Source organism: Tenacibaculum caenipelagi (assembly GCF_004363005.1).
In the GTDB taxonomy this organism is placed as follows: domain Bacteria; phylum Bacteroidota; class Bacteroidia; order Flavobacteriales; family Flavobacteriaceae; genus Polaribacter; species Polaribacter caenipelagi.
Window position 1 is genome coordinate 251,204 of the sequence record NZ_SNYH01000003.1, and the last position, 12,985, is coordinate 264,188.

The following is a 12,985-nucleotide window of genomic DNA, read 5'->3' on the forward strand; positions in this document are numbered from 1 at the left end:
GCTGTAGTATCATCGATTACTACATTCTGTGTTTGGGTACTCGTGTTTCCTTGTGCATCTTCATATGTCCACGTTACTACGGTCGTTCCTTGAGTCGTGATTGGTAAGCTTGCATTGTGCGTTCCTGTTACACTTCCTGAACAGTTATCTGTTGCCGTTGGAGCGCTTAAACTCGTTACTTCACACTGCCCTGTTACATCGGATAACGTCGCTACATCCGCTACTGGTGCTGTAGTATCATCGATTACTACATTCTGTGTTTGGGTACTCGTGTTTCCTTGTGCATCTTCATATGTCCACGTTACTACGGTCGTTCCTTGAGTCGTGATTGGTAAGCTTGCATTGTGCGTTCCTGTTACACTTCCTGAACAGTTATCTGTTGCCGTTGGAGCGCTTAAACTCGTTACTTCACACTGCCCTGTTACATCGGATAACGTCGCTACATCCGCTACTGGTGCTGTAGTATCATCGACTATAACTGTTTCGCTTACAGACAATGAACGATCACATGTACCATCACTTACATTTGTTAAATCAATTGTTGTATCTGCTGTTACACCACTTACTCTTACATCTACAGTACCGTCTGCTCCAATTATCGTTGTGGTTGAGCTTAAACCATTAATACTATAGGTTACTATATTTCCTGCATCACCACTGATGGTAAATACAGCATCTTCTCCTGAGCATATCAGACTATTGGAGTTTACAGTAGCTGCTGTTGGTAATGCATTTATAGTTACCGTTACTGGCTCTATCTCAAAACAACCACTTGTTGATGTTAATTTAATATAATATGTTCCACTTGAAGAAACTGCTTCTGGACTCGCCAATGTATTAGTTGCGTTAGCGTCTGTCCAATATGTTAATGTTCCTGATGTGCTTCCTGAAGTAATTGAAACTGCTGTTAAATCCACAGTAAACGAAGCACATGTTGCGTCTGGATCAGTTATCGTTAGACTAGGTACTGCGTCGGAATTAAAAGTAGCACTAGTCCCTATACCTTGGCCTTGAGTATTATTTGTTCCGTCTGCCGTCCCTCCTGAATTCACTAAATTTGGAACCCCATTCGAATCGACACCACCACTTATTGAACCACTAGACAAATCAGATATTTCTACATTTTCATCTCCTTCTATAGCATCAAAACAACCATCTCCATCAGAATCGGTATCTAAATAATCTGGTGTACCATCAGAATCTGTATCTCTCTGTGAATTACAAAACGTAAAATTGCTTAATCCTGTACCTTGATATTGTGCCGAAGAAGGTGATGTTGTTAAGTTTCTATATACTAACTCCATTTTAATAATCCAGGCTTGAACCCCATTGATTACTACATCTCTATCAGTACTTGAAGCTTCTCCTTTAAATGTATTGGATGTAAATGTTTGTCCGTCTAATGTATATTCAGATGAACTTAAGGTATGCGTAGTTCCATCTGCTTTGGTTAGTATTAATTCAATCTCGTCTATAAACGTCGTATTACCTCCCCCTTCATCAACATCATAAATTGTGAATCCTAAATTATAAACAGGTTCACTGAATTCAAAAACATGTCTAGATTCACCATTATTTTCCGCCTTTTGATATAGTGTATAAGAAGAATTTGTAGTATTAAAGTCATTAATTCTATACTCCTGAGTAGATAACCCTCCTCCATCTCTTCGTAATTTTATCACTGTACCGTTTACAGTTAAATTTGGGTTAGCCTGAACTGGATCTTCACCTAATGTAGCATCTCCACTTCCTCCTTCAACATATTCATTATCCCAATTTAATGTTGAATTGTTTGTTGTACATGTACCTAATTCGTTTACATCAAGTATTCCATCATTGTCATCATCTAGATCACAACCATCTGGAACTAAATCTCCATCATTATCTAATGTATCGTCAAACCCATTACATACATCACTACTATCATCTATTCCATCTCCATCTGAGTCTGATAAACTTCCCGAGTATTCAACTTTCGTTTCCTGATCTCCATTAAAAGTACATGCTCCTTTGCCATTACCATTTGTATACCTTGTAAGTAAAATTTTTACCTGTCCGGTAAAATCAGCCACAAAAGTTACCTCTGATTGATAACCGCAAAAATCATCGTTTCCTATAATATATGACGTATCTGTATTATTATACACTGATAAAACCGTGTCAAATCCAGCTTCATCACATGTACTTATAGTATACTCTCCTCCGCTTTGAACATTCATAAAGAAATATTCACCCACTCCAATATTTGTTGATGTTAACTGAGGAGTTGTTGTTGGTGTTACAGTTGGTTCTGAAGAAGGATTACCATTACTATAACCACAATCCTGTCCATATACGCTATTGGTCGAATAACCAATAAACATCAATAAAACAACTAATCTTAAAAAGTTTCTAAAGCACTTTATGCTCTTAAGCGTGCTTACAGAATTAATTAAAACGTAATTTTCCTTCATACAAATACATATTTTTTAACACATGAACTCAAGCCTAAATAAAATTTAGGTCTTAATGTTTTTAAAAATTTAGGTGAGATAAAAAGCCCACACAAAATATCACTACAAGAGATTAATGATATTTATTTTTGTGGGGGACAACTAAATAAGTGGGCAAAGATAATCAAATATCCTTACCCTCAAAGAGTTAGAAACTTTTTTTACACTTGAAGTCACACAATAAGTAAAAAATATGCAAATAGAAAACCCTATAAATAAAGCAAATAGAAAGCTCTTAAAATAAAAGCTTTTAAAGAACTTTTAAAGCTTTTTTAGCTCTTTACTTAAAAAAAATAAAACCCCTTAAAATCGCTTTAAAACAAACATTATAATCCTAATACTTTTTTCAATTGTTGAAATACAAAATCAATTTCACTTTTTGAATTTAATTTACTAAACGAAAACCTTACAGACGTTTTCTCTGCAACTGCACCTTTCAAAAAAGTACTTAACACATGAGATCCTTTACTACTTCCACTCTGGCAAGCACTACCTCCAGACACAGCAACCCCTTGTAAATCTAGATTAAAAAGCAACATTTTATTTTCTACAGGAAACCGCACATTTAAGATTGTATAACTCGTTTTCTCATCAGACTCTCCATTGAACTGAATATCAGGAATTAATTCTTTTAATTTTTCTACAAAATACTTTTTTAGTCCTGTTATATAGATAGTATCTTCATCTAAATTTTCATAAGCAATCGCCAGAGCCTTTTCCATACCAATAATTGAATGTACATTTTCTGTACTAGATCGAGCTCCTTTTTCTTGCTCTCCCCCATGTAATATCGGTTGAATACCTACCCCTTTTTTAAAATACGCAAATCCTACTCCTTTAGGACCATGAAATTTATGAGCACTTGCTACTATAAAATCTATTGGGATCTTTTGTAAATCTATAGTATAGTGCCCTATCGCTTGAACCGTATCTGAATGAAAGTAAGCTTGATACTGCTGACATAAACCACTTACTTTTTCAATAGGTAATAAATTCCCTATTTCATTGTTTACATACATTAAGCTTACCAGAGTTTTTTCTTCTGATTTTTCTAGCAACGCTTCTAAACTATTTAAATCAACTTGCCCGTTTTGATTTACTTCAACATAATCAACTTGTATTTCGTATGTTTTTTCTAAAAATTGTACCGTGTTTAAAACTGCATGATGCTCAATCTGTGAAGTAATAATTCTTTTTACACCAAGATTTAAAACAGCATTGTATAAAATTAAGTTATCAGCCTCTGTACCACCAGCTGTAAAAATAATTTCACTTGCCGTTACATTAAAATGTTTTGCTATATTCTTTCTAGCTGTTTCTACAGCTGCCTTGGCTTTTCTACCATACTGATGAATTGATGAAGGATTTCCAAAATTAGTTTGCATTGATTGTTGTATAACATCAATAACTTCTGGCAACATTGGTGTTGTTGCCGCATTATCTAAATAAACAGAATTCATAGTACAAAAGTAAGATTTTTAGATGGTTGAAATATTAGATATAAAAAACGATTAGTAATTTTGATAAACATACACTTCGGTAGCTCCTTGTCCGTATTTTTTATAGGAAGCTTCATAATATTTCACAGGATAATTATTTAACAAATAATGTAGTTCAGTTTTTAAAACTCCATCACCTACACCGTGAATCAATACTAATTTTGAGATTTTTTTTGCTATACAGTATTCTAGTTTATGCTTTGCCACATCTATTTGAAGCGATAAAATATCATAATTATCCATTCCTCTTGTAGATTTCACCAACTTTTCTGCATGCAAATCTACCTCCATAACAATTTCATTTCTGTCTTTTACAAAAGATGATTTTTTCTTATTCTTTTGCTCACTTTGTTTCGCTTTAAGAATTGGATTATTAATCTCAGAATACTTACTTAACTCTTTTTGTTCAACTTCAATTTTAACCAATTCTTCTTTTAAAAAACGGTATTCCATCCCTTCATTATCAAGCACAAAAATATCATTACCCACAATCTTTGTTACTACTCCTCGTATATCAGCATCTAAAACTGCTACCTTATTACCTATTTCTAAACACATCCTTAACCTTTTTTTAATTAGCTAAAAGGATTTTAGCTCGTATTTTTGCAAAATAATCTCATATGCAAAAGAACTGCAAATAAATGATAAACACCAAGAATATTAATACAAAAGTTTTCTTTGAAGAAGCAAGAAAAGAAGTCATTATTACTGATGATCGTAAAAACTTGTTACTCAAAATATCTGATGCTATTTTTAACGAATATCTTGACAGAGAGAAAATCAATCTAAATTTTATTTGCACTCATAACTCACGTAGAAGTCAACTAGCACAAGTATGGAGTTTTTTTGCAATTGAATATTTTAACCTAAAAAACATATACACTTATTCTGGAGGAACTGAAGCTACTTCTTTTCATAGAAATACAGTGAAATGTTTACAAAAAACAGGATTCATCTTTAATGTTATTGATTTTTCTCATCAAAACCCCAGATATTTAGTTTCTTTTGAAGGCACCAAAAAGTCTATTCTAGGATTTTCAAAAGTATATAGCCATCCACAAAACAGCTTCCCTTTTATTGCTATAACAACTTGTGATAGCGCTGACCAAAATTGCCCTTTTATACCTGATGCAATAGAACGTTTTCATTTACCTTATGTAGACCCTAAAGCATCAGATAATACTGATTTAACTGAAGAAACCTACTTAAAAACTAGCAAACAAATTGCTGGTGAACTATTTTTTATTTTTGAAGAACTTCAAAATAGATTACCTTAAACTTCAATATTTTTATCATAAGGAATACTTTTAAGTATATAGTTTATCACGTTAACTCTAGCAATAGTTTTTCTGTTCGCACGAATCACTTTCCATGGAGAAATTATGGTATTCGTTTTTGAAAACATCGCTTTTTTATACACTGTATAATCATCCCAAAGCTCTTGAGCTCTTTCATCAACAGGCGTCATTTTCCATTGTTTTAATGGATTATCTTTAATATCACTAAATCTTTTTGCTTGTTCTTTTTTAGTTATCGACATATAAATTTTAACCAAACGAATTCCTGACTCAAGAATCATACGTTCAAAATCATTTACTTGATTCATAAAAATATCGTACTCTTCTTTCGTACAAAAGCCATTAACAGGCTCAACTACCGCTCTATTATACCAGCTACGATCAAAAAACACAATTTCTCCTGCTTTAGGAAACTGTTCTACATAACGCTGAAAATACCATTGTGTTTTTTGATCTTCATTTGGTTTTGGTAATGCTACAATTCGCATATGACGTGGATTGATGCGTTCTGTAATTCTACGAATAGCACCTCCTTTTCCTGCAGCATCTCTTCCTTCAAAAATTACAATAATCCTTTCATTTTCTTTGATTGCCCAAGCCTGCATACGAATTAACTCTACTTGCAATTTTTTAAGCTTTCGCTCATAATCAACATAACGAATTGCCCTTTCTAAATTAAAAGGTTTAGATAATAATGCTTTTAACCCTCTTATGGTATTTAATTTATTAACGTCTTTTTGAGTCAACTCTTCCATTTTTAATCTAATTGTTTTACTGATCTATAGTAACGCATAACAACATTAGGATCTGGTATTAATATTGTTTGTGCCTCTTCTTTCCCATCATATTTAAATTGTGACAAAACATGACGCATACACTCAACTCTTGCTTCTTTTTTACTATTTGTTTTCACAACAATCCATGGACAATAAGCAGTATGAGTCTTACTAAACATCTCTTCTTTATAATAACTGTATTTATCCCATAACTCTTGCCCTCTTTTATCTACAGGACTAAACTTCCAACGTTTTAAAGGATTGTCATTTCGAGCATCAAAACGACGTAACTGTTCCTCTTTTGATATTGACAACCAAAACTTAATAACCACAACTCCATCTTCATACAACATATGCTCAAACTCTGGTACTTGAACTAAAAAATTTTCATACTGTTCTTCATTACAAAAACCCATAACAGGCTCTACCACCGCCCTATTATACCAACTTCTATCAAAAAACACGATTTCACCTGGATTAGGCAACTCTTTAATATATCGTTGAAAATACCACTGTCCCTTTTCAACCTCAGTAGGTTTATTTAAAGCTACTAAACGCATAGATCTCGGATTTAGATGCTCCATAAACCTACGAATACTCCCTCCTTTACCAGCTGCATCTCTACCTTCAAAAATCACAGCTACTCGTTTGTTATTTTTAGCTATCCATTGTTGTAATTTTACCAGTTCAACCTGCAATACCCTAAGTTCTTCTTCATAATCTAGTTTTACTTGAACTTTCTCAATAGAAATTCCTTTTCGTTTAATTATAGCCAACAACTCTTCATTGGTTGAAACACTTTTAAAATCTTCAATCGTTATGACATCTTTATCTTTCATGAATGTTGTTCTTTGTTTTTTATTGTTGATAAATTAACCCTAAGCAATGCTAAAATAATACGATATTTACAGCTATGAAAAAAAATATGATACTTTTATTTTTCTTATTTTCACTTCATTCTTTCTCACAACGAAAGTACGCTAAGGAGTTTAATTTTTTAAATGATAATGATTTATATATTTCTACTTACCAAGACCGTTATTATACTGACGGAGCCTTTTTAACTTACCGTTATCTAAGCAAAAAACAGTTTGAAAATATTGAAAAAAGAACTTATGAAATTCAAATAGGACATCATATGTACACTCCTTTCAAATCTGTTGTAGAAACAGTAGAAGAACACGATCGCCCTTTTGCTGGGTATTTATACGGAAGCTTTGGCGTCAATTTATTTTACAAAAAAGAAGACATTTTAAAAACCTCAATTCAAATAGGGACTATAGGTTCATATGCCCTTGGTGAAGAACTTCAAGATTTTATTCACAAAATGTACGGTTTTAAAAAAGCTACAGGTTGGGATTATCAAATTAAAAACGCTTTTGCTCTTAATTTAAAAGCTGATTATATCAAAAAAATCACTAAAGATGATGTTTTTGATACCAACTGGATTAATACAATTAGATTAGGAAGCGTTTATACCGATTTTTCAACAGGATTGTATGGCCGTATTGGTTTTAAACCTTTAGAAAGCATCATTAACTCTATCGCTTTTAACGGAAACTTAAATAACCAAAACACTCGATTCAATAATAATTCAGAAGTTTTTTTATATTTTAAACCAATGATTCATTATGTTGTCTATGACGCAACCATTGAAGGTAGTTTTTTAACCAGCGACAACCCTGTTACTTTTGATGTTAAACCTTTCAAATTTACTTCTGAATTTGGAATTCGTTTTTCCTACAATCGATTTAATTTAGGATATACTGTTCATTTTCATACAAAAAAATTAAAAAACGACCGCGTTCCTCAAGAAAATTTTTACGGAACTATACAGTTTAGCTATCAATTTAACTAACTAAAAAAACCTTCTAAAAAAATAATTTTTAAAATCATCAAATTAAAATATATTTGTAAGTCTAATAAATAGAAAAATTATCAAATGAAATTTATCGTATCTAGTTCTCAACTACTAAAACAACTACAAGTTTTAGGAGGAGTTATCAACAGCAATAACACATTACCAATTTTAGATAACTTTTTATTTGAACTATCTGAAAATGCATTAAAAATATCTTCATCAGACCTTGAAACTACTATGTCTTCGACAATAGAAGTAGAAAGCACTGATACTGGCGCTATTGCTATTAACGCCCGTTTGTTACTAGATACCTTAAAAACATTTCCTGAACAACCACTTACTTTTAAGGTTGAAAGTGATAGTACCATTGAGATTATTTCAGAACAAGGTAAGTATGATATGGCTTATTTTAGCGGGGATGAATTTCCTAAAGCTGTAGAATTACCTTCACCTAGCAGTACTGAAATTCCTTCAGATATCTTAGCTACCGCTATTTCAAAAACTATTTTTGCCGCAGGGAACGATGATTTACGTCCTGTAATGAGTGGTGTATTTTTCCAGTTCAATTCAAAAGAATTAACTTTTGTTGCTACTGATGCTCATAAATTAGTAAAATACACACGTACTGATATTACTGCTGAAAAATCGGCAGAATTTATCATGCCTAAAAAACCTTTAAACTTGTTAAAAGGAATTTTAGGAGGCTCAGAAAACAATGTTACTATTGAATATAATGACACTAATGCAAAGTTTACATTTGACAATGTGGTATTAATCTGTCGTTTAATTGACGGTAAATACCCTAACTACGAAGCTGTTATCCCAAAAGAAAACCCTAACAAGTTAACGGTTGACAGAGCGTCATTCTTAAACTCTGTACGTCGTGTGTCTATTTTCTCTAGTAAAACAACACACCAAATTCGTTTAAAAATGGCAGGAACAGAATTAAATATTTCTGCTGAAGATTTAGACTACTCAAACAAAGCTGATGAGCGTTTACACTGTGATTACCAAGGTGATGACATGCAAATAGGTTTCAACTCTCGTTTTTTAAGTGAAATGTTAAACAATTTAAACTCTAATGATGTTTTAATTGAAATGAGCTTACCAAACAGAGCTGGAATTTTAACTCCAATTGACGGTACAGAAGAAGGCGAACAAGTTACTATGTTAGTAATGCCTGTAATGTTAAATGGATAAAAATAAATTTGACACAAAACACTAAACTGTAACCTTTTAAGGTTACAGTTTTTTTTTTACATTAAATTTATTAGATTTACATCAATATTTTATATTCCTAAAATATTTACTAAAAAAATTGAAACTATGAAAAAATACCTTTGCTGCTTTGCAGCTATTTTCTTTTCATGCTATACTATATTTAGTCAGCAAGAAAAAGAATCACTAATTTGGTTTGACAAAATCATTCAACCTTATAACTTAGAGATAAATTCTGGTACTAAATATTTTGAAAAATACAGAACTTCAGATAACAACCATCATTTTTTACTTGATAATAAATTTAATTCTGCTTCAATTCTATATAAAAACAATTGGTACCATAACATTCTTACCAAGTATGACATTCTCGAAGAGAATCTTATTATAATTATAAACTCTGCGAAACAAGAAACTTCTATAAAACCAGACTACAATCATATATCTGCTTTTAACATAAACGATAGATTTTTTTTAAAGTTAAATCACAACAATGCGAAAGGTTACTATGAAAAAATAGCAACTATTAATAACCTTACATTATATAAAAAGAATTACTTAAAAAAAGTCAAAAGAATCAAAAAGTCCTCTACTTTTTTCATTTTTAAAAAAAGAGAAAATTTTTTCCTATCTAAAAAAAACGCCCTTCTACCTTTAAATAAAAAATCCGAATGGATTGAAGCTTTTCCTAACCAAAAAAAAACAATTACATCTTTCTTTAACCAAAACAAAAACGCCAAACTAAAAAATAAATTTTGTATTGATTTATTAAAAAAATTAACACGCTAACATGAAAAAGCTCTTATTCTTAGTCTTTGTCATTTTTCTAACAACCAGCTATGCTCAAGAAAAAATTACAGTAAACCTCAACAACACCAACCTTAAAGAAGCTATTTTATTAATTGAACAAGACACCAACTATCAATTTTACTATTTAGACTCTTGGTTAAATACAAGTCAAACAATTAAAGAAGATTTTAAAAACTCAACAATTGAAACAATTTTAAACTCTATTTTTAAAAACAGCGACATTAATTATTATGTTATTGAAAACAACAAAATTATTCTAACAAAGAATAACAAAATTCATGACAGTAATTACACTTATACATTAACTGAATATACCTCAATAGAAAACACCCCTATCCAAAAAGATAGTTTAATAGAAGTTAAAAAAGAAGTTATAAAACCGTCTTCTACTCCTGTTTTCACTTCAAGAGAACCTATCAAAATAAAAACTATAAAAATTGGTAAGGAAGGAAATACTTACCATAGTAAATATACACTTTCAGGATTTGTAAAGAGCTCCATCACAGGTAAACCTATTGAAAATTTATTAATTATTAATAAGGCTAAAAGTATTTACACATACACAAATGAAAAAGGTTACTACTCAATAAACCTACCTTATGGTGTAAATATAATTGACGCTATAATACCTGGAGCCCTAACTTATAAAACTAGAATAATTCTTCTAGGTAATGGAACACATAACTTTAACCTGACAGAAACCTCTGAGCAATTAAATGAAGTAATCATACAATCTAATGGTAAAAAAAATATTAAAAGTTCTATAACTGGAATAACACAAATAAAAGCTGAAGATATTAAAACCATTCCGCAAGTTTTAGGTGAAAGAGACATTTTGAAAGTAGCTACAACTTTACCTGGTATTAAAAATGCTGGTGAAGGTTCAGACGGTGTTAATGTGAGAGGGGGAAAATCTGATCAAAACTTATTTTTAATAGATAAAAGTACTCTTTATAATCCTACTCACTTTTTAGGCTTATTTTCTGCTGTAAACCCCTTTACCACAAAAGATTTAAAAGTATACAAAGGAAATATTCCTGCCGAGTTTGGAGGAAGAATCTCTTCTGTATTCGATATTACAACCAAAGATGCCAACACAAAAAAAATTGCTGGAGAAGCATCTATTGGACCTGTTACCAGTAATATAAGCTTGGAACTTCCTATAATTAAAGAAAAATCTGGTTTATTACTTGGAGGTAGAAGTACTTACTCTGACTGGTTACTAAAAGCTTTAGATGACAATAAGCTTAAAAATAGTAGTGCTTCATTTTTTGATATTATGGGTAAATATTCTCATAAATTTAATGATAACAATACTATCACTGCTTCTGGTTATTACAGTCAAGACAAATACAGTATTGCTTCTGACACTACAAATACTTACGGCAATAAAATACTCTCTTTGAATTGGTTTCATAAATTTAATGACAAAACCTCTGGAAATTTATTACTATCTAATAGTAGTTATTTTTTCGATATTGATTCAGAAACAAACACCAATAAAGATTTTGTTTTAAAATATAAAATCAATGAATACAACCTTAAGTTAAACATGAAATATTTACTTTCTAAAAAACATCTGTTTAACTACGGAATTGATTCTAAATTATACAAAATAAATCCTGGAGACATTACCCCAAAAGGAAGCAAATCTATTATTACCCCTTTTAGTGTACAACAAGAAAAAGCTTTAGAATCTTCTATATTCATCTCCGATGACTTTTCCCCAAGTAAAAAACTATCTTTTAACGCTGGTGCTAGATATACTATTTTCAATGCTCTTGGTAAATCATCTCAAAGAATTTATGATCCTAACTCTCCTCTAAGTGACGCCAGTGTTATTGGATATAAAGAATATAAAAACAACGAAATATATAAAACCTACCACGGTTTAAGTTTACGTTTTTCTTCAAGATATTCATTCACCGATGACTTTTCTGTAAAAGCTAGTTTAAGTAATGGTTACCAGTTTATACACAGATTAACCAATAATACTTCAGCCTCTCCTACCGACACTTGGAAATTATCTGATTCTAATATAAAACCTCAAGAAGCAATTCAAACATCTCTAGGATTTCATAGAAACTTAAAAGACGATATATATGAGTTAAGCATAGAAGGTTATTACAAAAAATTTAGAAACATTTTAGATTATAAAGTTGGTGCAAGTTTTTTACTCAATGAGTATATTGAAACCGAAGTCTTACAGGGGCCAGGAGAATCATATGGTATTGAATTCTTAGCTAAAAAAAATATTGGAAGACTTAATGGTTGGTTAAGCTATACTTATTCTAGATCTTTTCTTAGATTAGACAGTAAATACCCAGAAGAAATTGTTAATAACGGAAAACCTTTTCCGACAAATTTTGACAAGCCACATGATTTAAGCATCATTGCAAATTATAAGTTAACAAAAAGATTTAGTCTTTCTGGCAACTTTTCTTATCAAACAGGAAGGCCCATTACCTATCCTACAGGAAAATATATATATCAAGGAAATGAATATTTATTATACAGTGATCGAAATGAATACAGAATCCCTGATTATTACAGGTTAGATATAGGGGTTAACATAGAAGGAAACCACAAGTTAAAAAAACTAGCTCATAGTTTTTGGAATGTATCAATTTATAATGTTTTAGGTAGAAACAACCCATATGCTATTTACTTTGTTACAAAAGATGGTAAAGCACAAGCATATCAAAGCTCCATTTTTTCAAAACCTATACCTACTATAACTTATAATATTAAATTTTAATTGTAATGGTTTTCAGAATAAAAACGTATATATACATAAGTGCCTTACTAACTTTTTTTAGCTGTATTGACCCCATAGATATTAAAGAAATTAATTATGAAAATTATCTTGTGGTTGAAGCTAATTTAACAGATCAATTAAAAAAACACACTATAAAACTCTCTAGATCTTTTATGCTAAATGATTCTGTTCCTAAATACGAGTCTAATGCTAATGTTAGAATTATTGACAATAATGAAAATACATATACCTTTTCTGAAGTCGAAGAAGGTC

General features: G+C 31.1%; 11 protein-coding genes. 6 read left to right on the forward strand and 5 right to left on the reverse strand.

Annotated elements, in window-relative coordinates; all coding sequences use genetic code 11:
* The 3 genes from DFQ07_RS15565 to DFQ07_RS07720 form a co-directional block, all read right to left on the reverse strand.
* Positions 1 to 2,453 (reverse strand): HYR-like domain-containing protein (locus tag DFQ07_RS15565; protein WP_449649461.1); only part of this gene is annotated, 2,453 nt, incomplete at its 3' end.
* Positions 2,454 to 2,818: 365 nt separating this feature from the next.
* Positions 2,819 to 3,952 carry a cysteine desulfurase family protein gene (locus tag DFQ07_RS07715; RefSeq protein WP_133535716.1) on the reverse strand — a complete coding sequence of 378 codons (1,134 nt, stop codon included), beginning with the start codon at positions 3,950 to 3,952 and terminating at the stop codon, positions 2,819 to 2,821.
* 51 nt (positions 3,953 to 4,003) lie between these two features.
* Entirely contained in the window at positions 4,004 to 4,549 is a 546-nt protein-coding gene (locus tag DFQ07_RS07720; protein ID WP_133535717.1) for a Smr/MutS family protein, read from the reverse strand.
* 83 nt (positions 4,550 to 4,632) lie between these two features.
* Here DFQ07_RS07720 and DFQ07_RS07725 point away from each other — a divergent pair, with 83 nt between their 5' ends.
* A complete protein-coding gene (locus tag DFQ07_RS07725; protein WP_133535718.1) occupies positions 4,633 to 5,268 on the forward strand; it encodes a low molecular weight phosphatase family protein in 636 nt (211 codons plus the stop codon).
* Here DFQ07_RS07725 and ppk2 (DFQ07_RS07730) read toward each other — a convergent pair.
* Both ppk2 (DFQ07_RS07730) and ppk2 (DFQ07_RS07735) read right to left on the reverse strand, forming a co-directional pair.
* The gene (ppk2, locus tag DFQ07_RS07730; RefSeq protein WP_133535719.1) at positions 5,265 to 6,044 is read right to left on the reverse strand and encodes a polyphosphate kinase 2; all 780 of its coding nucleotides are present in this window, start codon (positions 6,042 to 6,044) and stop codon (positions 5,265 to 5,267) included. The genes DFQ07_RS07725 and ppk2 (DFQ07_RS07730) overlap by 4 nt on opposite strands.
* A 2-nt stretch (positions 6,045 to 6,046) precedes the next feature.
* Complete coding sequence (gene ppk2 / locus DFQ07_RS07735; RefSeq protein WP_133535720.1) at positions 6,047 to 6,904, reverse strand: polyphosphate kinase 2; 858 nt, start codon at positions 6,902 to 6,904, stop codon at positions 6,047 to 6,049.
* A gap of 86 nt (positions 6,905 to 6,990) precedes the next feature.
* On the opposite strand from ppk2 (DFQ07_RS07735), the gene DFQ07_RS07740 reads away from it, so the two are divergent.
* The 5 genes from DFQ07_RS07740 to DFQ07_RS15570 form a co-directional block, all read left to right on the forward strand.
* On the forward strand, positions 6,991 to 7,923 hold the full coding sequence (locus tag DFQ07_RS07740; RefSeq protein WP_166627750.1) for a lipid A deacylase LpxR family protein: 933 nt from the start codon (positions 6,991 to 6,993) through the stop codon (positions 7,921 to 7,923).
* An 84-nt stretch (positions 7,924 to 8,007) separates the two neighbouring features.
* Positions 8,008 to 9,126 carry a DNA polymerase III subunit beta gene (dnaN, locus tag DFQ07_RS07745; RefSeq protein WP_133535722.1) on the forward strand — a complete coding sequence of 373 codons (1,119 nt, stop codon included), beginning with the start codon at positions 8,008 to 8,010 and terminating at the stop codon, positions 9,124 to 9,126.
* A gap of 126 nt (positions 9,127 to 9,252) precedes the next feature.
* On the forward strand, positions 9,253 to 9,933 hold the full coding sequence (locus tag DFQ07_RS07750; RefSeq protein ID WP_133535723.1) for a hypothetical protein: 681 nt from the start codon (positions 9,253 to 9,255) through the stop codon (positions 9,931 to 9,933).
* A gap of 1 nt (position 9,934) precedes the next feature.
* Positions 9,935 to 12,712: a TonB-dependent receptor gene (locus DFQ07_RS07755; protein WP_133535724.1), complete on the forward strand. Its 2,778-nt coding sequence runs from the start codon at positions 9,935 to 9,937 to the stop codon at positions 12,710 to 12,712.
* 5 nt (positions 12,713 to 12,717) lie between these two features.
* A partial coding sequence (locus tag DFQ07_RS15570) for a DUF4249 family protein (RefSeq protein WP_166627751.1) occupies positions 12,718 to 12,985 on the forward strand: 268 nt, incomplete at its 3' end.

Coding starts and splice junctions, on each gene's coding strand:
- DFQ07_RS07740 (WP_166627750.1), top strand. CDS start 6,991: ATGATACTTTTATTTTTCTTATTTTCACTTCATTCTTTCTCACAACGA.
- DFQ07_RS07755 (WP_133535724.1), top strand. CDS start 9,935: ATGAAAAAGCTCTTATTCTTAGTCTTTGTCATTTTTCTAACAACCAGC.
- dnaN (WP_133535722.1), top strand. CDS start 8,008: ATGAAATTTATCGTATCTAGTTCTCAACTACTAAAACAACTACAAGTT.
- DFQ07_RS07725 (WP_133535718.1), top strand. CDS start 4,633: ATGATAAACACCAAGAATATTAATACAAAAGTTTTCTTTGAAGAAGCA.
- ppk2 (WP_133535719.1), bottom strand. CDS start 6,044: ATGGAAGAGTTGACTCAAAAAGACGTTAATAAATTAAATACCATAAGA.
- DFQ07_RS07750 (WP_133535723.1), top strand. CDS start 9,253: ATGAAAAAATACCTTTGCTGCTTTGCAGCTATTTTCTTTTCATGCTAT.
- DFQ07_RS07720 (WP_133535717.1), bottom strand. CDS start 4,549: ATGTGTTTAGAAATAGGTAATAAGGTAGCAGTTTTAGATGCTGATATA.
- DFQ07_RS07715 (WP_133535716.1), bottom strand. CDS start 3,952: ATGAATTCTGTTTATTTAGATAATGCGGCAACAACACCAATGTTGCCA.
- ppk2 (WP_133535720.1), bottom strand. CDS start 6,904: ATGAAAGATAAAGATGTCATAACGATTGAAGATTTTAAAAGTGTTTCA.